This is a genomic window from Mycobacterium sp. P4_H6, from assembly GCF_056400845.1.
Window position 1 is genome coordinate 1 of the sequence record NZ_JBFUKN010000001.1, and the last position, 23109, is coordinate 23109.

A 23109-nucleotide genomic window follows, 5' to 3' on the forward strand; every position below is an offset into this window, starting at 1 on the left:
TCACCGAGCTGTCCCCGCACCCGCTGCTGACCCACGCCGTCGACCAGACGGCCAGCAGCCTCGACATCAGCCACGCCGCGCTGGCCAGCGTGCGCCGCGAACAGGAAATGCCGTACGGCCTGCGCGGGGTGCTCGCCGACCTGCACAACGCGGGCGCCCAGATCGACTTCTCGGTGCTGTACCCGTCCGGCAACCTCGTCGACGCCCCGCTGCCGACCTGGACACACCGCGAGCTCATGCTCGTGCGCGATCCGCACGAACTGGCCCCCGGGGGCGCCACCATCGCCGTGCATCCGCTGCTGGGTGCGCACGTGCGGCTGCCCGAGGAGCCCGAACGCCACGCCTGGCAGGCCGACATCGGCACCGAGACCCAGCCCTGGCTGGGCGACCACCAGGTGCACAACGTTGCCGCGCTGCCCGGTGCCGCCTACTGCGAGATGGCGCTGGCCGCCGCGCGCACCGTCCTCGGTGACACCGGCGAGGTGCACGACATCAGCTTCGATCAGCTGCTGCTGCTGGAGGACACCACCGAGGTCTCCGCGGCCGCCACGGTCACCGGGGCCGGTAGCGCCCATTTTGCGGTGGAGACCTACCTGCAGGGCGAGCAGGTCAAGAGGGCCTCGGCCGCGCTGCGTACCGGCGAGGACGAGACCGCGCCCGCCGCGGTGGACATCGATGCCGTGATCGCGGCGCACCCGCTGCGCATCGACGGCGCCGAGATGCGCGGCTGGTACAACCAGCGTGGCGTCCAGTACGGCCCGGCCTTCGCCGGTCTGGTGGCGGTCAACGTCAACGACAGCGGGGACGGCCCCTCCGACTCGGTGCTCGCCGAGGTGGCGCTGCCCGGATCCATCCGGTCCCAGCAAGGCGCCTACGGGGTGCACCCGGCGCTGCTGGACGCCTGCTTCCAGGCCGTCGGTGCCCATCCGGTGCTGCGCAGCGACACCACCGGCACCCTGATGCTGCCGCTGGGTGTGCGGCGCCTGCGCGCCTACGGCTCCACCCGCAACGCGCACTACTGCTACGCCCGCATCGTCAGCGTCACCCCCGCCGCGGTCGAGGTGGACCTGGACCTGCTCGACGAGAACGGCGCTGTGCTGCTCGCCGTCGGTGGCTTGCGCGTCGGCACCGGCGTCTCGGACAGCGGCCAGCGTGATCGCACCTTCAGCGACCGGCTGCTGACCATCGAGTGGCGTCAGCAGGAACTGCCCGAGGTGGACTACCACGATGCCGGCCGCTGGCTGCTGATCAGCACCTCCGATGCCGCCGATCTGCTGGCCACCAAGCTGGCCGACGCGCTCAAGAGCCACGACATCGACGTCACCACCATGGTGTGGCCGCAGCACTCCGACCACGACGCACATGCGGCACGCCTGCGTGAGCAGTTGGCCGCGCAGCAGTTCGGCGACGTGCTGGTGGTCACCCCGCCGCGGCACGGTGTCACCGACGAGCAGTCCGGTGTGCGTGGCGGCGACAACGTGCGCCACCTGGTGAAGATCGTGCGCGAGCTGCCGGAGACGCCGGGGGAGGCGCCGCGGCTGCATGTCCTGACCCGCAACGCCCAGACCGTGCTGTCCGACGATTCGGCCAACCTCGACGAGGCCGGTCTGCGTGGTCTGGTGCGGGTGATCGGCACCGAGTTCCCGCAGCTGAAGACCACCCAGATCGACGTCGATGACTACACCGACGCCGCGCAGATCGCCGCGCAGCTGGTGTCGGGTTCCGACGAGGACGAGACCGCCTGGCGGGGATCCAAGTGGTACGTCGCGCGTCTGGTCCCGGGGCCGCTGCGCCCGGAGGAGCGGCGCACCACGGTGGTCAACCCGGCCCGTGAGGGGATGCGTCTGCAGATCCGCACGCCCGGTGACATCCAGTCCCTGGAGCTGGCCGCCTTCGAGCGGGTCGCGCCCGGGCCCGGGCAGATCGAGGTCTCGGTCACCGCGTCCAACCTGAACTTCGCCGACGTCCTGGTGGCATTCGGCAAGTACCCGAGCTTCGAGGGCCGCATGCCCAAGCTGGGTGCGGACTTCGCCGGTGTGGTCACCGCTGTCGGGCCGGGTGTCACCGGCCACAAGGTGGGCGACCGGGTCGGTGGCATCTCCGCCGACGGCGCCTGGGCGACGTTCGTGACCTGTGATGCCAACCTGGCCGTCACGCTGCCACCGGGGCTGCCGACCAATCGTGCCGCCGCGGTGCCCAGCGCCCATGCCACCGCCTGGTACAGCCTGCACGACCTGGCCCGGATCACCGCCGGTGACAAGGTGCTCATCCATTCCGCCACCGGCGGTGTGGGACAGGCGGCCATCGCCATCGCGCGTGCCGCCGGCGCCGACATCTACGCCACCGCGGGCAGCGAAGCCCGGCGGGAACTGCTGCGCGGCATGGGCATCGAGCATGTCTACGACTCGCGCAGCACCGCCTTCGCCGACGAGATCCGCCGGGACACCGACGGCTACGGCGTGGACATCGTGCTGAACTCGCTGACCGGCGCGGCCCAGAAGGCCGGCCTGGAACTGCTGTCCTTCGGCGGCCGGTTCGTCGAGATCGGCAAGCGCGACATCTACGGCGACACCCGGATGGGGCTGTTCCCGTTCCGCCGCAACCTGTCGTTCTACGCCGTCGACCTGGCGCTGCTGTCGCTGACCAACTCCGACACCCTGCGGCGCCTGCTGGAGGTCTGCTACCAGCAGATCGCCGACGGCGTGCTGCCGCTCCCGGAGACGACGCACTACCCGCTCGAGGACGGCGCCACCGCCATCCGCGTGATGGGTGCCGCCGAGCACACCGGCAAGCTGGTGCTCGACATTCCGCACGGCGGTCAGATCAACGCGGTCGTGCCGCCCGAGGAGGCGCAGGCGGTCCGTCGCGACGGCGCGTACGTCGTCACCGGTGGTCTCGGCGGTCTCGGTCTTTTCCTCGCCGAGAAGCTGGCCGATTCCGGCGCCGGACGGATCATCCTGAACGGCCGCTCGGCACCGTCCGCCGCCGCCAAGGAGGTCGTGGAGCGGATCCGTCGTGCCGGCACCGAGGTCGAGGTCGAACTCGGGGACATCGCCGAGCCCGAAACCGCCGAGCGACTGGTCGTGGCGGCCTGTGCCACCGGCCTGCCGTTGCGCGGTGTGCTGCACGGCGCCGCCGTCATCGAGGATGCCGCGATCCCCAACATCACCGATGAGCTGGTGGAACGCGACTGGGCGCCGAAGGTCTACGGTGCGCTGAACCTGCACCGGGCGACCACCAAGCAGACCCTGGACTGGTTCTGCGTGTTCTCCTCGGCGGCCGCACTGGTCGGCTCCCCGGGCCAGGGTGCCTACGCCGCCGCGAACAGCTGGCTGGACGCGTTCACGCACTGGCGTCGCAGCCAGAGCCTGCCCAGCACGTCGATCGCGTGGGGCCCGTGGGCCGAGATCGGCGCGGGTGTGGCACTGGCCGAAAGCAGCGAGGCAGCGATCGCACCGGAGGAAGGTGCCTTTGCGTTCGAGACCCTCCTGCGGCACGATCGTGCCTACAGCGGTTACGCGCCCGTGGTCGGCACACCGTGGTTGGCCGCGTTCGCTCAGACGAGCAAGTTCGCCGAGGCGTTCCAATCGTCGGGGCAGCGCAACACCGGCAGCGCATTCCTTGCAGAGTTGCATGAGCTGCCGCGGGACGAGTGGCCGGCGCGGATGCGCCGGATGATCTCCGAGCAGATCAGCCTGATCTTGCGCCGGTCGGTCGACCCTGACCGCCCGCTCGCCGAGTATGGGCTCGATTCGCTCGGCACGCTCGAAGTACGCACCCGCATCGAAGCGGAGACAGGTATTCGTATCGGATCGACAGATATTTCCACGATCAGGGTGCTCGCGGATCGCTTGTGCGATGTGCTGGCACCTGACGAAGTATCGGTTCCGTCGTGATCACGGGTTGCGCAGCGTCGCTCAGCCCGGGGTCGGACGTCGTCGAAACAGGAGATGAATAGTGGTTTCCATGAAACCGATCCACGACTGGGTCGGCGAACCGGGTGCTGTGACTTCCTGGCATCCGTCGCGGGCGACGCTTGCGAAGGTCAAGGATGCACCGGTCAGCGACGTTCCGGTGAGCTACCAGCAGGCTCAGCACCTGCTCGCTTATCGAAAGCACGAGTCCTCCGGCACCGACATGGCCCGCCTGAACATCCCCTCCTGGGACATCCCGGGCCGCTGCGATGTGCGGGCGATGACCCACGTCATCAACGCCTACCTGCGCAGGCACGACACCTTCCACAGCTGGTTCGAGTACGCCGAGACCGAAGACGGTGCCGACAAGATCATCCGGCATACCCTGACCAACCCGCGTGACATCAAGTTCGCCCCCGTCGAGCACGGCGAGATGAGCGCGACGCAGTGGCGCGACCACGTGCTGGGCACCGCGAGCCCGTGGGTGTGGGACTGCTTCCACATCGGGATGATCCAGCGCGAGGATCACTTCACCATCTACATCAGCGTCGACCACGTGCACACCGACGCCATGTTCATGGGCCTGGCCTTCGTCGAGATCCACATGATGTACAACACGCTGGTCGAGGGTGCGGCGCCGCTGAAGCTGCCCGAGCCGGGCAGCTATGACACCTACTGCCGGGAACAGCACGAGTACGTGTCCGCGCTGACCACGGACTCGCCGGAGGTCCGTAACTGGATCGAATTCCTGCAGCACAACGGCGGCACCCTGCCGACGTTCCCGCTGCCGCTCGGCGACCCGTCGGTGGCCTACACCGGCGACGTCATCACCGTGCAGCTGCTGGACAAGGAGCAGGGCGACAAGTTCGAGCAGGCCTGCATCACGGCCGGGGCCCGCTTCAGTGGCGGCGTGTTCGCCTGCGGCGCCATCGCCAACGCCGCGCTCACCGGCACCGACACCTACCGCGTCATCACCCCGACCACGACGCGGCGCACACCCGCGGAGTTCATGACCACGGGCTGGTTCACCGGTCTGGTCCCGATCACTGTGCCCGTCGACGTCGACGCGTTCGGTGACACCGCGCGGGCGGCTCAGGAGTCCTTCGACAGCGGCCTGGATCTGGCCCATGTGCCGGTCGAACGGGTGCTGGAGCTGGGCGCCGAGTCGCACGGCCTGCGCCCGCCGGAGTCCGGTGTGCCGATGCTGTCCTACCTGGACGCCGGCCTGTTGTCACCCGGTGTGATCGCCGAGTGGCAGCGCCTCAACGGCACCATCTACAGCGATTCCCGGTCGGCCTATCAGGTCGGCATGTGGGTGAACCGGGTCGAACAGGAGACCACGGTGACCGCCGCCTTCCCGAGCAACCCGATTGCCCGGGAATCGGTGCTGCGCTATCTGCAGGCGATGAAGTCCGTCTATTTGAGCGTCGTCGAGGGCCGTAGCGTCGCGGTCGCCGCCATCGCCGCGGACACCGTCGACCTGGATCTCAAGACGGCCTGATCGCCGTTGTTGTTATCGGAGGTGCCGCCGCGATGACCCGTGCCGACAACCGGCTCGATTTCACCGATCAGGCGATGTTCCTCGGGCTGCGCGCCACCGGCCAGGAAGCCGTCATGCAGGTGGTGTGGATCTACGAGCGTCCCGTCGACCTCGACGGGGTGCGGCGGTTCCACGAGTGCATCGGGCACGGTCTGCTGGGCCGGCGCATCGAACGTTCGGTACTGCCCTTCGGCAGGCACCGCTGGGTGTCGGTGCTCGGCCCGCAATCGGACCTGGACTTCGCCGAGCCGCGCGATCGCAGCGAGCTCGGGCGCTGGATCGACGAGCGCTCCACGCTGCCGCTGGATCCGGAGTTCGGTCCGGCATGGCATGTCGGAGTGCTGCCGATGACCGACGGGTCGACGGCGATCAGCATCGTGATCTCGCATTGCGTCAGTGACGGCGGCGGCGCGCTCGCCTCGATGGTCAACGCCATCAACGGCCGCACCCTCGACTTCGGCTATCCGCCCCCGGCGTCGCGCACCCGTACGCGCGCGCTACGAGCCGACCTGCGCGACACCGTCCGCGGGCTGCCCGAGGTGGGCCGCACCCTGGTCGAGGCCACCCGACAGGTCGTCCGCCGGCGCGGGGAACTGTCGACCTCCGGTGCCGCCAAACCCGTCGTGAGCGGGCCGGACCATCAGGTGTTCACTCCGTCGGCGACCGTCTGCGTGAAACTCGACGACTGGGACCGGCGGGCCGCCGAGCTCGGCGGCAACGGGCATTCGCTGGTCGCCGGGTTCGTCGCCAAGCTCGCCCAGCAGATCGGCCGGGTCGGCGCCGAGGACGGTCTGGTCACCCTCAACATCCCGCAGGGCGACCGGCTGCCCGGCGATGGCGACACCCGCGCCAACGCGGTGGTGCTGGTCAACCTGGCCATCGACCCGGCGAAGGTGACTTCCGATCTCACCGAGGCACGCGCGGCGCTGCGGGAAGGGCTGCGGGTCGCCCGCGAGGTGCCCGACGAAAACCTGGCGCTGCTGCCGCTGACGCCGTTCATCCCGAAGCGTGTCGTCAAGAAAATGGCCGATGTGGCGTTCGGCTTCAGCACCGAGCTGCCGGTGTCGTGTTCCAACATGGGTGACGTGCCCGAGGGCCTGCCCAACCTCGACGGCACCGAGGCCGACTTCGTCTTCCTGCGCGGTATCGACCGGGTCGCGACCAAGCACGCTCTGGAAGAGCGCTGCGGTCTGCTGACCGTGGTCGCCGGCCGGATCAACGGCACCGAGACACTCACCTTCGCCGCCTACGCGCCCGGCGCGGAGAACACCACGGCGTGGCTCAAGGCCGAACTCGAAAAGACGCTCGCGGCGTTCGAGCTGTCCGGCGTTATCGAATAGTGATGGGGGACAGGTCTTTTGGAGTTCACTAATGGCGACGCTGTGGGTAACCAGCTGACGCTGTGGGACGAGGCGCTGGTGCGCGCGAACCGGGCGACCGGCCGGGTTCAGCTCATCAAGGTGGTGTGGGTCTACGAGCACCCCGTCGACATGGATGCGGTGCGGCGATTCCACCGCAACTTCGGCTACGGGATGGCCGGCCGCCGGGTCGAGCGCTCACCGCTGCCGTTCGGGCGCTACCGCTGGGTGTCCGCGCTGGGCCCGGCCGCCCCGCTGCACATCAACACCGACCCGCTGCCGCGCGAGCAGATCAGTGACTGGGCCGACCAGTGGGCCCAGGTGCCGATCGACCCGGAGACCGGGCCCGGCTGGCAGATGGCCGTGCAGTCGTTCTCCGAGGGCGTGACCGCGATCTCGGTGGTGGGGTCGCACTGTCTCGGTGACGGTGTCGCCGCACTGCTCGCAGTGGGCACCGCGGTCGCGGGCGCCAACATCGACATCGGCTACCCGCCGCCGCTGTCGCGGCGCTCCGGCCGGGCGATCGCCGCCGACCTGCGCGAGACGATCCGCGGGCTCCCCGAGATCGGACGTGCGGCGCGCAAGGCCGTCAAGGTGCTGCGCGCCGGCGGCGAGGAGGCCGCTACGTCGCCGAAGCCGGCCCGCCCGCCGGTCGCGAACCCCGACGAGCTGGTCATCGTTCCGGCCATCACCACCTACGTGGATCTCGCCGAATGGGATGCCCGGGCCGCGGCGCTGGGCGGTAACGGCTATTCGCTGCTGGCGGCGATCAGCGCCAAACTGGGTGAGCGGATGGGGCGCCGCAACGCGGACGGCAACGTCTCGCTGCTCATCGCCATCAGCGACCGCACCTCCGAGACCGATATCCGCGCCAACGCGATGACGCTGGTCAACGCCAAGGTCGATCCGGCCGAGGTGACCAAGGATCTCAGCGTCACCCGGACGATCCTGCGCAATGCGCTGAAATCGGCCAAGGATCAGCCCGACGAGATCCTGGAACTGATGCCGCTGGTACCGCTGGTGCCCAAGCGACTGGTCAAGAAGGTCGCCGACATGATGATCGCCTCCGATGACATGCCGGTGGTGTGCTCCAACATGGGTGATCTCCCGCCGGTGCTGACCAGCGTGGACGGTACCGAAGCCGAGTACACGTCGTTCTACGGCGTCGACCAGGCCACGCCGCGCGGCGAACTGGAACAGGGCGACGGTCAGCTGGTCGTGGTGTCCGGGCGCATCAGTGGCAAGATCATCATCGGCATCGTCGCCTATCAGTCCGGGGCCGAGAACACGAAGACCCGTCTGCGGGAACTGACCGCGGAGACACTGGCCGAATTCGACCTGACCGGCGTGTTCGTTTAATACTGCATTTCGATTTGCACGGCTGAGAAAGGCTCACACCCGATGTCCGATACCTCCCTCATTGGCGTGCTCCGCGAACGCGCGAGCCTCCAGCCCGAGGACATTGCGTACACCTTCATGGACTACGACCACGAATGGGACGGGGTGGCCACCACCCTGACCTGGGCGCAGTTGAACCGGCGGGTACGCAGCCTGGCCGTCGAGATGCGCGCCATCGGCCAGCTCGGTGATCGCGCCGTCATCCTCGCGCCGCAGGGCCTGGAGTACGTCATCGGCTTCCTGGCCTCGCTGGAGGCCGGCATCATCGCGGTGCCGTTGTCGGTGCCCATGGTGGGCCAGCACGACGAGCGGGTGTCCGCGGTGATCAAGGACTCCGCCCCGTCGATCATCCTGACGACCTCCGCGGTCGCCGGCACCGTCGCCGAATACGCGAAGACCGACGACGGCGCGGCGGCTGCCGCTGTCATCGAGGTCGACACCCTGGATCTGGACGCTCGGCGCAAGTCGCTGTCCAGCCGCGAGGAGAAGCCGGAGACTGCGTACCTGCAGTACACCTCCGGGTCCACCCGCACCCCGGCCGGCGTCATGGTGACCAACCGGAATCTGACCTCGAACTTCGAGCAGATGATGTGCGCGTTCTTCCCGCATTTCGGCAAGGTCCCGCCCTCGGGCGCCCATGTGGTGTCCTGGCTGCCCTTCTATCACGACATGGGTCTGCTGCTCGGCATCGTCGCCCCGGTGCTGGGCGGCTGGAGCACCGTGTTCACCACACCGCTGTCGTTCCTGGCCCGGCCCGCGCGCTGGATCCAGCTGATGGGCAGCTTCCCGCGGGTGGTCACCGGTGGGCCGAACTTCGCGTTCGAACTGGCCGCCGGCCGGACCACCGACGAGGATCTCGAAGGTATCGATCTCGGCGATGTCATCGCGGTGTACAGCGGGGCCGAGCGGGTGCACGAGACGACCCTCAAGCGCTTCTCCCAGCGGTTCGCCAAGTTCAACTTCGACGAGGGGGTCATCCGGCCCTCCTACGGGCTGGCCGAGGCGACGCTGTTCGTCGGCACCGGCGTGCCCGGCCCGCCGAGCGTGGTGGCCTTCGACCCGGACAAGCTGTCCGCCGGGCTGGCCGAGCGCACCACCGACGGCAGCGGCACCAAGCTGGTCGGGTACGGCCGCCCGGAGGACCCGGTGGTGCGCATCGTCGACGCCGAGACCCGCCTGGAGGTGCCGGCCGGCGGTATCGGGGAGATCTGGTCCTACGGTGAGAACAACTGCCTGGGCTACTGGCAGAAGGACGAGCAGACCGAGCACACCTTCAACGGGCGCATCGAGAATCCGTCCGAGGGCACGCCGGAGGGTCCGTGGTTGCGGACCGGCGACCTCGGGTTCCTGTCCGACGGTGAGCTGTTCATCATCGGGCGGATCAAAGATCTGCTGATCGTGCGCGGCAGCAACCACTATCCCGACGACATCGAGGCCACCATCCAGGAGATCACCGGTGGCCGGGTCGCGGCGATCGCGGTCGAGGGGCACCGCAGCGAGCAGCTGGTGGCGATCATCGAGGTGAAGAAGCGCGGCGAGACCGAGGAGGCCATCGTGGAGAACCTCCTGACCATCAAGCGAGATGTGGCCTCCGCGGTGTCGCAGACGCACGGCATCAGCGCGGCCGACCTGGTGCTGGTGCCCCGCGGCGCCATCCCGATCACGACCAGTGGCAAGATCCGCAGGCAGTCCTGTGTGGAGAAGTACAACAAGCAGGAGTTCTCGCGGCTGGACGACAAGGTGCCCACCGCCTGACATGCGCGTCAGCTGATCGGTGCACACACGCAATTACGATGTGAGGGTGGACAACACCCTCGCCTATATCGATCAGGGGTCCTTCCTGGGCCTGCGGGCACTAGGGCGTGGGCCCATCGTGCAGGCCGTCTGGGTGTATGACCGCGGAGTCGACATGGACGGGTTGCGTCGGTTCCGTCGCAACCTGGCCAAGGGACTGTTCGGACGCCGGATCGAGCGCTCGGCACTGCCGTTCGGGCGGCATCGCTGGGTGGCCGACGGCGACCCGCAGTCCCTCGACCTGTCGGCGCAGGAACGCCCACGGTCGGATGTGTGGAACTGGGCCGACAAATGTCTGGGCACGCCCATCGATCCGGAGCACGGGCCCGGCTGGCGGCTGGCGGTACAACCGCTGACCGACGGAGCGGCGGCGGTCAGCCTGGTCGTCTCGCATTCGATCGCCGACGGTCACGGTCTGGTCATCGCGGTCACCGATGCCGTCAACGGTGTCGACCGGGACCTCGGTTATCCGCCACCGCGTTCCCGGACGCGGCGGGCGGCGCTGACCCAGGATGCCCGGCAGACGCTGGCCGCGGTGCCCGAGATGGCCGCCGCGGTGGCGGCGTCGGTGCGGGTGGCACGGGCCGAGCGCAGTGAGCTGGCGACCTCGTTCAAGGCCGCCGGCGACGTGCCCCCGGGCGATGACGTGCCGATGGTCGCCCCGTCGGTCGTCGTCTTCGTCGATGCCGAGCACTGGGACGAGTGCGCGCAACGCCTCGGCGGCACCAGCAATTCGCTGTTCTGCGGGATGGCCGCGCGGTTGGGTCAGCTACTGGGCCGGGTCGGGGCGGATGGCCGGGTGAACCTGTCCTGGCCGGTCAGTGAGCGTTCCGAGGGTGACACCCGCGCCAATGCGCTGGTGGCTGCCACGATGACGGCGGACCCCGATCAGGTTCTGACGGATCTGAGCGTCGTGCGATCGGACATGAAGAAGGCATTGTCGGAGTCCGCCGAAACCTCGGTGCGGATGACCGGCCCGCTGCCGCTGACGCCGCTGACCCCCCGCGTGGTGCTGCGCCGGCTGGAAGGCATGGTGCTGTCGGTGAACAGCCCCATCGGCTGTTCCAACATGGGTGATCTGGGCCCGGCGTTCAGCAGGCCCGACGGGACCGATGCCGACTACGTGATGATGCGGGGCGCGGAACCGCAGACCACCAGCCGGGTGCTGAACCGGATCGGCGGGCAGTTGGTGCTGGGCGGCTGCCGGTCGCGCGGCCGGGTGGCCGTGTCGGTCAGCTCCTGGTCGGTGGGCCGGCACAACTCCAAAGAGGCGTTACGCGAGGTGGTGCTGAAAGCGCTCGCCGATTTCGGGTTGTCCGGCACCGTCGAGGGCCCGGCGAACTAGACCGCCTCGGCCTTGACCTTCTGCTCGATCAGATCTGCGGCCATGGTGACGCTCTGCTCGGGAGTGGCCAGCCGGGCCGCGAAATCACGTGCCCGCGCGACGACGTCGGGGGCCAGCACGGTGCGCAACGCCTCGGTGAGCGATTTCTTCGTGATCCGGGTGAAACGCTGGGACGTACCGATTTTCAGCTTCTTGACCTGGCGGGCCCACACGGGCTGATCGGCGGAGACCCACAGCACCAGCGTTGGCACGCCGGCCCGGGCGCCGGCGGCGGTGGTGCCCGCGCCGCCGTGGTGGACCACCGCGCGGCAGGTCGGGAACACCGCGGCGTGATTGACCGCGCCGACGAGCTTGACGTGCTCGGCGAGCGGCATGGCGTCGAGTTCCCAGACCCCGGAACTGATCAGGGCGCGTTCACCGAGTTCGGCGCACACCTCGGTGATCATGGTGACCGCGTCGGCGGGGGACTCCACCGGCATGCTGCCGAAACCGAAATAGATGGGTGGCTTGCCCGCTGCGATCCACGACGTCACCTCGTCATCGGTCTCGGTCTGCAAGCCCAGCGTGATGGCGCCGGTGAAGGCCCGGCTGCCATTCCATTCCTGCGAGAGCCCCGGGTAGAACTGCTCGTCGTAGGCCTGGATCTCCAGCGTGCCGCTGTCGACGACGCGCTTGGCGGACCGGACGTCGGTCTTGGGCAGGCCCAGGATGCGGCGCTGCTCGTCCTCGGCCTTCTTCGAGACGCGCCACAGGCCCCACTCGATCACCGCGAAACCGGATTTCGCGACCCAGCGAGGGGCCGGCACCGGGATCAGCTGGCTGTTGGGCCGGTTCGGGAAATAGTGCAGGGCGGCCAGTGGGATGTCGTAGCGCTCGGCGACATTGGCGGCCACCTCCTGGTAGGTGGTGCCGGTGAGGATGATGTCGGCGTCGGCGGCCAGGTCGGTCAGCGCCGCGTTCATATCGGTCCAGCCCGCGGTGTAGTAGTCGATGGCCTTGCGGGCGACKGTCAGCGGATTGTGGAACTGCCAGTAGTTCTGGAAGGCATCGCTTTCGACCTGTTTCTGGGAGTCGACGCCGTAGGGCACCGCATCGGTGAAGCCGATGGAGGCGACGAAGCCGATCAGGTTCGGCGGGACGGCCATCCGCACCTGATGGCCGCGGTCGCGGAGCTCGCGGGCCACGGCGGTGCAGGGTTCGACATCGCCACGTGTGCCGTGGACTGCCACAACGATTTTCATCAGGTCGCAGTGTATGCGGTCCTGCAGCTGCCGGGACGACTCAGCGATCGACCTTGGAGAACCATCTGGTCTTGATGCGCCAGGAGTGCGCCGAGGACAGCGCGAAACCGGCGCCGCAGGCACACGCGAAGATCCATACGAACACGCCGCGCTCCCAGGCCAGGAACGCCGGGAAGATCGCGGACATGATGCGGATGATGCAGGCGATGATGCCGCTGCCGCAGGCGACGAGGTACACGTTGGCGATCCGCCGTGAGCGGGGGTCCTTACGGAGCACCAGCAGGGCACGGGCGCCGTAGCCCAGCAGGTAGATCAGCATGCCGCAGAGCATCACCCAGTACAGGCTCAGCCAGCTGTCGGTGGGGGAGGCGAAGAAGTCGCGGGCGTACACGTCGTGCGCGCTGCTCAATGAGAAGGCTGCCAGCAGCAGGGGAATGCAGAGTGTGGCCGGAAGTTCCACGTACTGCCGGAACGCGCGCTGCATCTGGTGGTCGTCCTGCAGGCGGCCGACCGCGTTGTAGACGATGGCCGAGGCCGCCACGATGTACATGTCGTGGCCGACGAAATCCTCGAGGTTCCACATCCCGGTCACCGAATGCAGGGCCTTGCCGAGCGTTTCCGATGCCAGCGGCGACATTAACAAGATCGCACCGCCTTGTAACGCAATGTTCAGGGTGGCCGCGACCTCCCAGCGACATGACCACGTCACACGGCGAATCCACAGACTCCACGCGATACACATAAGTGTGATCACGATCAGTACGGTTAGTTCCATCGCGCTTCGCCTTCGAGGCCTGTGAGCTGAATCCCTGCCAGCAAATACTACTGCTTAAAGCGGCGGTGCGTCGCTACGCGGCGTCAATTCGGACAGTCGGGGTCGTCTGGTCTGTTGCTGCGGTTCGGCCTGCACGCGGACCGCTTCTTGCACGGCCGTCACGGTGAACGGCGTCGATTCGATGTAGTTCCACACCTCTTGCCTGCTCATGAGCCCAAAGCGGATCTGCAGGTCGGGGTAGCTCAGGGCGAAGCGGTCGGCGACCCGGCGCAGCTCCTCCGCATCGGGATAGCTGCTCTCCTTGATCCGCCGGTAGTAGGTGCTGCTGGAGATGTCGAGCGCGTCATAGATGTCCTTGGCTTCGACTTCTCCGTCCAGGAGGTAGTCGAGCAGGGCTTTCAGCTGTCTGCCGTTCTCATCTGTACGTGGCACCCGCTCACAATAGCGTTATCCCGGCTTTGGGGGCTAGCAACCGATCAGCGGACATCAACGCCTTAATTGACAGGGGTGTCAGACTTTCGGGAGTGATGTCCCAATTCTGGGACACTCATTGTATTCTCAGCTACATGGTTGCTCCGCTATTCCAGGACCGGGTCTACGTCGACGACTTCGCGGCGTCGGGCTTCGAGCTCGTCATCGGGCATGCGCACGACATCGCCACCTCCCTGACGCTGGCCGACTACGACGTCGACGGTGTTCCCGCCGAGTCCGACCAGCAGCGGGTGTCCGTGCCGCTGCCGGCGGTACTCAGCGCCGAACTCGACGGCGCCGCCGCCCACCTGGGCGTCCTCAACGGCAAGCTGCTGCTGGCCGCGCTCGGCCGGGCCGTTGCGCGCACCATCGGCAGTGGTGTCGTCGCGGTCGACGTCGACACCCACATCATCGCTCTGGACTGCGTCATGCCGTCCGATCTCGATGCCACCCAGATGCTCGCGCACGTGTGCTCGGCCCTGGCCGGTTCCACCGTCCGGCGCCCCGGTCAGACGCTGGCCGAGCTGGCCTTCCGCTGCGCAGGCCCGGTCTCGTCCGAGGAGCCGCTGGAAGGGCACGCCCTGGAACTGCGGGCCTACCGCAGCAACGGCGTGGTGCAGCTGGACCTGTGGTTCGATGCGCGCCGGTTCGAGGCCTACACCATCGAGGAACTGGCCGAACAGTTCCCGCAGGCGCTGATCGAGATCACCTCCGAGGCGATCCCCGGATTCACCGACGCCGCCTGACCGTTAGACTGCAACGCACAGGCTTTGATCCGGCCATCACCGGGGAGCCTCCGGAAGAACGGCGTCTCGGCGCTCAGTAGAACCGGACGGCCGGGCTCGTCATCGCCCAATCGAGCGGCGCACCACGCTGATGTCGGCGCGGTACGCAAGCGGGGTGGTACCGCGGGCTCGCGCACCTGTCGCGACGTTCGTCCCCGTGCCTGAATCTCTGGGCACAGGAGACAACGCAGTGACCCCACCTCCCGAGTCGGCCGCCTACCGCAAGCCCGCCGCCGGAGCACCTGACTTCCCGGCGCTGGAATCCGAGGTCCTCGACTATTGGGGCGCCGACGACACCTTCCGCGCGAGCATCGCGCGCCGTGACGACGCACCCGAATACGTCTTCTATGACGGCCCACCGTTTGCGAACGGGCTGCCGCACTACGGGCATCTGCTCACCGGCTACGTCAAGGACATCGTTCCCCGTTACCGCACCATGCGCGGCTACAAGGTGGAACGCCGATTCGGCTGGGACACTCACGGTCTGCCCGCCGAACTCGAGGTGCAGCGCCAGCTCGGGATCACCGACAAGGCTCAGATCGAAGAGCTCGGCATCGAGAAGTTCAACGATGCCTGCCGTGCCTCGGTGATGAAGTACGCCGGCGAATGGCGTGCCTACGTGACTCGTCAGGCACGCTGGGTCGACTTCGAAAACGACTACAAGACACTGGATCTGGACTTCATGGAGTCCACCATCTGGGCCTTCAAGCAGCTCTGGGACAAGGGGCTGGCCTATGAGGGCAACCGGGTGCTGCCGTACTGCTGGAACGACGAGACGCCGCTGTCCAACCACGAGCTGCGGATGGACGATGACGTCTACCAGAGCCGCCAGGACCCCGCACTCACGGTGGGATTCAAGGCGACCGACGGTCCGGTGGCCGGCAGTTACCTGCTGATCTGGACCACGACACCGTGGACGCTGCCCTCCAACCAGGCCGTCGCGGTCAACCCCGCGGTCTCCTATGTCACCGTGGAAGGTCCGGACGGACACCGGTTCGTGCTGGCCGAGGCACGGCTGGGTGCCTACGCACGCGAACTCGGCGAGGAACCCGTCGTCGTCGCGTCCCATCTCGGTGAGCAGCTGCTGGGTACGCACTACCTCCCGCCGTTCCCGTATTTCCCGGATGCGGTCAACTCGTTCCAGGTGCTCGGGGCGGACTTCGTCAGCACCGAGGACGGCACCGGGATCGTGCACATGGCGCCGGCCTACGGCGAGGACGACAAGGCGACCGCCGATACCGCCGACATCGTCGCCGTCACGCCGGTGGACTCCAAGGGCCGGTTCGACGCGACGGTGCCCGATTACGCCGGTCAGCAGGTGTTCGACGCGAACACCCAGATCATCCGTGATCTCAAGAGCGGCACCGGACCGGCCGCCGTCAACGCCCCGGTGCTGCTGCGCCACGAGACCTATGAGCATTCCTATCCGCACTGCTGGCGCTGCCGTAACCCGCTGATCTACCGGGCGGTGTCGTCCTGGTTCGTGAAGGTCAGCCAATTCCGGGACCGCATGGTCGAACTGAACCAGCAGATCACCTGGTACCCCGAACATGTGAAAGACGGCCAGTTCGGCAAGTGGCTGTCGAACGCCCGTGACTGGTCTATCTCACGAAACCGGTACTGGGGCACCCCGATCCCGGTGTGGGTCTCCGATGACCCGGCCTACCCGCGTACCGATGTGTACGGCAGCCTGGACGAATTGGAGCGCGATTTCGGGGTCCGTCCCGACAACCTGCACCGGCCGTTCATCGATGAGCTGACGCGGCCGAATCCTGATGATCCGACCGGTAATTCGACCATGCGGCGCATCGAGGACGTGCTCGACGTGTGGTTCGACTCCGGGTCGATGCCCTACGCGCAGGTGCACTATCCGTTCGAGAACCAGAAGTGGTTCGACGGCGTGACCGGTGACGGCGGGGCAGAGGCACACTTCCCCGGCGATTTCATCGTCGAGTACATCGGCCAGACCCGCGGTTGGTTCTACACGATGCACGTGCTGGCCACCGCGCTGTTCGACAAGCCGGCGTTCAAAACCTGCGTGGCACACGGCATCGTGCTCGGCAACGATGGCCAGAAGATGAGCAAGTCGCTGCGCAACTACCCGGATGTGTCCGAGGTGTTCGACCGTGACGGGTCCGATGCGATGCGGTGGTTCCTGATGGCCTCGCCGATCCTGCGCGGCGGCAACCTGATCGTCACCGAACAGGGCATCCGCGAGGGTGTGCGGCAGGTGCAGCTCCCGTTCTGGAACGCCTACACCTTCCTGACCCTGTACGCGCCTCAGAAGGGCACCTGGCGTACCGATTCCCAGCACGTGCTGGACCGCTACATCCTGGCCAAGCTGGCCGCGTTGCGCGATGATCTGACCCTCTCGCTGGACACCTGCGACATCTCCGGAGCGTGCGATCAGCTGCGTCAGTTCACCGAGGCGTTGACGAACTGGTATGTGAGGCGGTCGCGTTCGCGTTTCTGGGAAGAGGACCGCGATGCCATCGACACTCTGCACACGGTGCTCGAGGTGACCGGCAGGCTGGCCGCGCCGCTGCTGCCGCTGGTCTCGGAGGTCATCTGGCGGGGTGTGACGGGGGAGCGTTCGGTGCACCTGACCGACTGGCCCGATGCTGCCGATCTGCCCGCCGATCCGGAACTGGTGGCCGCGATGGATCAGGTGCGCGAGGTCTGCTCGACGGGATCGTCGCTGCGTAAGGCAAAGAAGCTCCGGGTGCGCCTGCCGCTGCCGAAACTGACGGTGGCGGTGGACAACCCGGAGAGTTTGCGGCCCTTCGTCGATCTGATCGCCGACGAGCTGAACGTCAAGGCGGTCGAACTGTCCGACGATGTGGACAGCTACGGCCGGTTCGAACTGGCCGTGAATGCCCGGGTCGCGGGCCCGCGCATCGGAAAAGATGTGCAGGCCGCGATCAAGGCGGTCAAGGCCGGCGAGGGTGTGGTCAACGCCGACGGCACGCTGACCGCCGGGCCCGCGACGCTGCTGCCCGCCGAGTACACCTCCAAATTGGTGGCCGCCGACCCGGAATGGACGGCCGCGCTGGCCGACGGCGCCGGTCTGGTGGTGCTCGACGGGGAGGTGACAGCCGAGCTCGAGGCAGAGGGCTGGGCCAAGGACCGCATCCGGGAACTGCAGGAGCTGCGCAAGACCACCGGGCTGGAGGTGTCCGACCGGATCAGCGTGGTCATCGATGTTCCGGCGGAGAAGCTGGCGTGGGCGCAGACCCACGCCGGCCTGATCTCCGGCGAGGTGCTGGCCACGTCATTCGAGTTCGGCAGCGCGGCGGACGGTTCGGACATCGGTGACGGCGTGCGGGTGACGATCGCCAAGGCCTGATCTCAGCCCGCGGTCACCCGCGCGGACTGTCCGGCGATGGACACCTCGTCGCCCGGGTGCAGTTGGCGTCCGCGGCGCAGGTCGACATCGCCGTTGACGCTGACCTGCCCGTCGGCGATCACCGCCTTGGCGTCGGCGCCGGAATCGATCAGTCCGGCGAGCTTGAGGAACTGCCCGAGCCGGATCGATTCGTCGCGAATGGGCACGTCATCCATGTCGGTCAGAGTAGCCACCTAACATTTCCCGGGTGGAGCGCTGGGTGCTACATCTGGACATGGACGCGTTCTTCGCGTCCGTGGAACAGTTGACCCGCCCGACGCTGCGCGGCAGGCCGGTGCTGGTCGGCGGTCTCGGGGGCCGCGGCGTGGTGGCCGGGGCCAGTTATGAGGCCCGGGTCTTCGGTGCCCGCTCGGCGATGCCGATGCACCAGGCGAGGCGGATGGTGGGCGCCGCCGCGGTGGTGCTGCCACCGCGCGGGGTGGTCTACGGCGCGGCCAGTGGGCGGGTGTTTGAGACGATCCGCACCGTGGTCCCGGTGCTGGAACAGCTTTCCTTCGACGAGGCGTTCGGCGAACCCGCCGAGATCGCGGGTTCGACCACCGCTGAGGTGGTGGATTTCTGTGAAGCGCTGCGCGCAAAGGTTTTTGCCGAGACGGGACTGGTGTCCTCGGTCGGGGCCGGATCCGGTAAGCAGGTCGCCAAGATCGCCTCCGGGTTGGCCAAACCGGACGGTGTCCGGGTGATCGGCCGCGAAGAGGAGCGCGAGGTGCTGGCCGGATTACCGGTACGCGCGCTGTGGGGGATCGGGCCGGTCGCCGAGGATAAGCTGCGCCGACTTGGCATCGAGACCATCGGGGCGCTCGCGGAACTGACCGACAACGAGGTCGCCGATGTGCTCGGCGCAACCATCGGGCCCGCGCTGCACCGGTTGGCGCGCGGTATCGATGACCGACCGGTCGCCGAACGGGCCGACGCCAAACAGATCAGCGCCGAGTCCACGTTCGCCGAAGACCTGCGCACCCTGGACCAGTTGCGCGACGCCGCCGGGTCGATCGGGGAGCACGCGCACCGACGGTTGCTCAAGGACGGGCGGGGCGCCCGGACGGTGACGGTGAAGCTGAAGCGATCGGACATGAGCACCCTGACGCGTTCGGCGACCTTGCCCTACGCCTCCACCGATGTGGCCCTGCTCATCTCCACCGCACGGCGGTTGCTGCTCGATCCCATCGAGATCGGCCCGATTCGTCTTGTCGGGGTGGGCTTTTCGGGCCTGTCCGATGTGCAGCAGGAATCGCTGTTCCCGGATCTGGATCAGGGTGCCGAGGATGGTCCGATCGCCGGGTCCGAGGGTCCGGCCCCCGCGCCGGTGGCGGCCGGTCCCACTCCGTGGCGCATCGGCGACGACGTGATGCATCCCGAGCACGGACACGGCTGGGTGCAGGGCGCCGGGCACGGTGTGATGACGATCCGCTTCGAGACCCGGGCGTCCGGGCCCGGCATCGCGCGCACCTTCCGCGCCGACCTTCCCGAGATCAGCCGCGCCAATCCGATCGACAGTCTGGACTGGCGGGAGTACCTGGACGCGCTCTACCGAAACGACGAGTAGCCGGCCACCCGTCAGCCCCACTCGGCGACGACGTCGGCGACCGGGGAGCCCGCGGCCAGCGCGGCCATCAGCAGCACCCGGGCCTGCGCGGGGCGCAGCGTCGGCACCACCACCGCACCGGCGTCCACGAGTGCGCGGCCCGGACCGTAGGCCGGGCGCACCCGCCCGCCGGGCACCCGGGTGGATACCGCGACGGTGACCCCGGCCGCGCAGGCGCGCCGGACGCCGTCGATGACGGCGTCCCCGGCGTTGCCCGATCCGAGGGCTTCGAGCACGAGACCGCGCGCGCCGGCAGCCACACAGGCGTCGAGTGCGACGGCATCGGCCCCGGGGTAGGCGGCGACGATGTCGACCCGCGGCGCTCCCGCGGCGCTGAGCGCACCGAGGTTCGGCCGGCGCGGAGCCGTGTCGAATCGGACCTCCCCGTGCTGCACCGACCCCACCGCGGATCCGGCGAATCCTCGCAGGTCATCGGTGGCAACTTTATGCAGGCCCAGCGGCTCCCAGATGATGCCGGCGAAGCTCAGCAGCACACCGGCGTCACGGGCCTCGGTGCTGCCGGCCACCGCGAGCGCGTCGCGCAGATTGCCCGGGCCGTCCGCATCGGGGGCGTCTGCGCTGCGCTGCGCTCCGGTGAGCACCACCGGCACCGTGCCGGCATAGGTGAGCTGCAGCCACAGCGCGGTTTCCTCCATGGTGTCGGTGCCGTGGGTGACCACGATGCCGGTTGCGCCGCCGGCGGCGGCGGAGGCGATGGCGACGCCCATCCGGTCCCATTCGGCCGGGCCGAGCGCGGAGCTGTCCACGGCCATCAGCTCGATCACGGAGACATCCAGACCGCTGGTGAGATCGGCCCCGCTGCGGGTGGGCCGGGCCACGCCATCGGCTCCGGAACTGGTGGCGATGGTGCCGCCGGTGCTGATCACGACGAGGCGATGCATGCCCGCAATTGTTCACCCACCCGGGCGGCTGCGCGGAGACCGCTCGAATGTTTGGGATGATGGGCGGGTGACTGAGGAATCAACAGGCTCGGCCGAGCCGGTGGCCGCGGACCAAGAAGCGCAACCGCAGCCCCGTAAGCGCCTGCTCCTGCTGCTGTCGATCGCCGGTGTGGTGCTGGCGCTCGACATCGTCACCAAGGTGCTGGCGGTGCGCCTGCTGGTGCCCGGTCAGCCGGTGTCGATCATCGGCGACACCGTGACCTGGACATTGGTGCGCAACTCCGGCGCGGCCTTCTCGATGGCCACCGGCTACACCTGGGTGCTGACCCTGATCGCCACCGGCGTGGTGTTCGGCATCATCTGGATGGGACGCCGGCTGGTGTCGCCGTGGTGGGCGCTGGGGTTGGGCATGATTCTGGGTGGCGCCCTCGGAAATCTGGTCGACCGGTTCTTCCGGTCACCCGGACCGTTGCGCGGCCACGTGGTGGACTTTTTGTCGGTCGGCTGGTGGCCGGTGTTCAACGTCGCCGACCCGGCCGTCGTCGGCGGCGCCATCCTGCTGGTGGTGCTCTCGTTGTTCGGTTTCGACTTCGACACCGCCGGCCGGCGCAGGCCCGAGGCCGAGCCCGCGACGCCACCGCCGGCGAAGCCGGGCGCCGATGAGCAACCGGACGCGTCCACCTGATGACCACCCGTTCGATGCCCGTGCCCGAGGGCCTGGCCGGAATGCGGGTCGACGCCGGACTGGCCCGTCTGCTCGGGTTGTCCCGCACCGTCGCCGCGGCGATCGCCGAAGAGGGCGGTGTCGAGCTCGACGGCGCGACCGCAGGCAAATCCGACAAACTCGTCTCCGGCGCCTGGCTGGAGGTTCGGCTCCCGGAACCGGCTGCGCCCGTGGAGAATACGCCCGTCGAGGTCGAGGGCATGAACATCCTGTACTCCGATGACGACATCGTCGCCGTCGACAAACCGGCGGGCGTCGCCGCCCACGCGTCGGTCGGCTGGACCGGGCCGACGGTGCTCGGTGGGCTGGCCGCAGCGGGTTTCCGGATCACCACGTCCGGCGTGGCCGAGCGCAAGGGCATCGTGTCGCGCCTGGACGTGGGGACCTCCGGGGTGATGGTGGTGGCCATCTCGGAACGGGCCTACACCGTGCTCAAGCGGGCGTTCAAGGAGCGCACCGTGGAGAAGCGCTACCACGCACTGGTGCAAGGGCATCCCGATCCGTCCAGCGGCACCATCGACGCGCCCATCGGTCGTCATCGCGGCCAGGACTGGAAGTTCGCGGTGACCGAGAACGGCCGCGACAGCATCACCCACTACGACACCATCGAGGCGCACGTCGCGGCCAGCCTGCTCGACATTCACCTGGAAACCGGCCGCACCCACCAGATCCGGGTGCATTTCTCGGCACTGCACCATCCCTGCTGCGGCGATCTCACCTACGGCGCGGACCCGACGCTGGCCAAGAAACTCGGACTGGAGCGGCAATGGCTGCACGCCCGGTCGCTGGCCTTCGCGCATCCCGCGGACGGCCGGCGGATCGAGATCACGAGTCCCTATCCGGCTGACCTTCAGCACGCCCTGGATCAATTACGCCGCGACCAGTGAAACGGTCCGGACTGCTCTTCGGCATCGGCGCGTACGGCTCATGGGGGCTGTTCCCGGCCTTTTTCCCGCTGCTCAAACCGGCGGGCTCGGTGGAGATCCTGGCGCACCGGATCGTTTGGGGCTTCCTCTTTCTCTTCGTGGTCGTCGCCGCGGTGCACCGGCTGCGGGATGTGCGGGCCATCGGTGGCCGCACCTGGCTGTTGCTGGCGCTGGCCTCCGCCCTGATATCGGTCAACTGGCTGATCTACGTCTATGCGGTCAACAACGGCCATGTGGTCGACGCGGCCCTCGGGTACTTCATCAACCCGCTCGTCACGGTCCTGCTCGGGATGGTGGTGTTCCGTGAGCGCCTCAACCGCGCGCAGGGCGCGGCCCTGGTCATCGCGGTCGCCGCGGTGGTGGTGTTGACGGTGCAGGTCGGCGCGCCGCCCTACATCGGACTCGGGCTGGCGTTGTCCTTCGGTCTGTACGGCGCGGTCAAGAAGGTGGTGCCGGTCGATCCCCGGGTGAGCGTCGGAATCGAGACCGCACTGGCCGCCCCGTTCGCGCTGGGCTATCTGATCGTGTTGCAGGCCGGTGGGCACGCGGAGTTCGTCGGGCACGGCACCGGACATGTGGTGCTGCTGGTGCTGGCCGGCGTGCTGACAGCGGTGCCGCTGCTGCTGTTTGCCGCCGCCGCACAACGGTTGCCAATGGTGACGATGGGGCTGCTGTTCTATATGACACCGATCATGCAGTTGTCCTGGGGTGTTCTGGTCGGACACGAGCCGATGCCGGCCGCCAGATGGCTGGGATTTGCGCTGATCTGGGTCGCTTTGGCGGTCTTCACCGTCGATGCCATCCTGCGCTCCCGGTCGGCCCGCGCCACTGCCGCGCGTAAGCCGGTCGGCGAACCCCTGCCATGAGCGCGCCGACACCCGGATGCGCTGGTCACTTGTAGCTGACGGAGTTAACAGCAACACCATGTAGCCTTGTCGCCAATGT

General features: G+C 68.1%; 17 protein-coding genes. 12 read left to right on the top strand and 5 right to left on the bottom strand.

Annotated features, from left to right (window positions below; translation table 11 throughout):
• The 6 genes from AC1DTF_RS00005 to AC1DTF_RS00030 form a co-directional block, all read left to right on the top strand.
• Positions 1-3896: SDR family NAD(P)-dependent oxidoreductase (locus AC1DTF_RS00005; RefSeq protein WP_477472551.1), on the top strand; the 3896-nt coding region annotated here is incomplete at its 5' end.
• Positions 3897-3957: 61 nt separating this feature from the next.
• A complete protein-coding gene (locus tag AC1DTF_RS00010) occupies positions 3958-5415 on the top strand; it encodes a condensation domain-containing protein (protein ID WP_477472552.1) in 1458 nt (485 codons plus the stop codon).
• A 32-nt stretch (positions 5416-5447) separates the two neighbouring features.
• Positions 5448-6794 carry a condensation domain-containing protein gene (locus AC1DTF_RS00015; protein WP_477472553.1) on the top strand — a complete coding sequence of 449 codons (1347 nt, stop codon included), beginning with the start codon at positions 5448-5450 and terminating at the stop codon, positions 6792-6794.
• A gap of 42 nt (positions 6795-6836) precedes the next feature.
• Complete coding sequence (locus tag AC1DTF_RS00020) at positions 6837-8171, top strand: WS/DGAT/MGAT family O-acyltransferase (RefSeq protein WP_477472554.1); 1335 nt, start codon at positions 6837-6839, stop codon at positions 8169-8171.
• Positions 8172-8213: 42 nt separating this feature from the next.
• The gene (locus AC1DTF_RS00025; protein WP_477472555.1) at positions 8214-9965 is read left to right on the top strand and encodes an AMP-binding protein; all 1752 of its coding nucleotides are present in this window, start codon (positions 8214-8216) and stop codon (positions 9963-9965) included.
• Positions 9966-10011: 46 nt separating this feature from the next.
• Positions 10012-11349: a hypothetical protein gene (locus AC1DTF_RS00030; RefSeq protein WP_477472556.1), complete on the top strand. Its 1338-nt coding sequence runs from the start codon at positions 10012-10014 to the stop codon at positions 11347-11349.
• Here the strand turns inward: AC1DTF_RS00030 and AC1DTF_RS00035 are convergent.
• The 3 genes from AC1DTF_RS00035 to AC1DTF_RS00045 are packed head-to-tail and all read right to left on the bottom strand — an operon-like array spanning position 11346 to position 13797.
• Positions 11346-12590 carry a glycosyltransferase gene (locus tag AC1DTF_RS00035; RefSeq protein WP_477472557.1) on the bottom strand — a complete coding sequence of 415 codons (1245 nt, stop codon included), beginning with the start codon at positions 12588-12590 and terminating at the stop codon, positions 11346-11348. The genes AC1DTF_RS00030 and AC1DTF_RS00035 overlap by 4 nt on opposite strands.
• Positions 12591-12630: 40 nt before the next feature.
• Positions 12631-13365: a hypothetical protein gene (locus AC1DTF_RS00040; protein ID WP_057165148.1), complete on the bottom strand. Its 735-nt coding sequence runs from the start codon at positions 13363-13365 to the stop codon at positions 12631-12633.
• Between the two features lie 54 nt (positions 13366-13419).
• Entirely contained in the window at positions 13420-13797 is a 378-nt protein-coding gene (locus AC1DTF_RS00045) for a hypothetical protein (protein WP_057165149.1), read from the bottom strand.
• 134 nt (positions 13798-13931) lie between these two features.
• On the opposite strand from AC1DTF_RS00045, the gene AC1DTF_RS00050 reads away from it, so the two are divergent.
• Positions 13932-14582: a hypothetical protein gene (locus tag AC1DTF_RS00050; RefSeq protein ID WP_477472558.1), complete on the top strand. Its 651-nt coding sequence runs from the start codon at positions 13932-13934 to the stop codon at positions 14580-14582.
• 229 nt (positions 14583-14811) lie between these two features.
• Entirely contained in the window at positions 14812-17967 is a 3156-nt protein-coding gene (ileS, locus tag AC1DTF_RS00055; RefSeq protein ID WP_477472559.1) for an isoleucine--tRNA ligase, read from the top strand.
• 2 nt (positions 17968-17969) lie between these two features.
• Here ileS and AC1DTF_RS00060 read toward each other — a convergent pair whose 3' ends face one another.
• Entirely contained in the window at positions 17970-18182 is a 213-nt protein-coding gene (locus AC1DTF_RS00060) for an RNA-binding S4 domain-containing protein (RefSeq protein ID WP_477472560.1), read from the bottom strand.
• Positions 18183-18241: 59 nt separating this feature from the next.
• On the opposite strand from AC1DTF_RS00060, the gene AC1DTF_RS00065 reads away from it, so the two are divergent.
• A complete protein-coding gene (locus AC1DTF_RS00065) occupies positions 18242-19573 on the top strand; it encodes a DNA polymerase IV (protein WP_477472684.1) in 1332 nt (443 codons plus the stop codon).
• Between the two features lie 11 nt (positions 19574-19584).
• On the opposite strand, the gene AC1DTF_RS00070 is transcribed toward AC1DTF_RS00065, so the two are convergent.
• Complete coding sequence (locus tag AC1DTF_RS00070; protein WP_477472561.1) at positions 19585-20514, bottom strand: asparaginase; 930 nt, start codon at positions 20512-20514, stop codon at positions 19585-19587.
• A gap of 67 nt (positions 20515-20581) precedes the next feature.
• Here AC1DTF_RS00070 and lspA point away from each other — a divergent pair, with 67 nt between their 5' ends.
• The 3 genes from lspA to rarD are packed head-to-tail and all read left to right on the top strand — an operon-like array spanning position 20582 to position 23030.
• Complete coding sequence (gene lspA / locus AC1DTF_RS00075; protein WP_477472562.1) at positions 20582-21199, top strand: signal peptidase II; 618 nt, start codon at positions 20582-20584, stop codon at positions 21197-21199.
• Positions 21199-22125: an RluA family pseudouridine synthase gene (locus AC1DTF_RS00080; RefSeq protein ID WP_477472563.1), complete on the top strand. Its 927-nt coding sequence runs from the start codon at positions 21199-21201 to the stop codon at positions 22123-22125. The genes lspA and AC1DTF_RS00080 overlap by 1 nt, the downstream gene beginning before the upstream one ends.
• Complete coding sequence (gene rarD, locus AC1DTF_RS00085) at positions 22122-23030, top strand: EamA family transporter RarD (protein WP_477472564.1); 909 nt, start codon at positions 22122-22124, stop codon at positions 23028-23030. The genes AC1DTF_RS00080 and rarD overlap by 4 nt, the downstream gene beginning before the upstream one ends.
• The last annotated feature ends 79 nt before the right edge of the window (positions 23031-23109 follow it).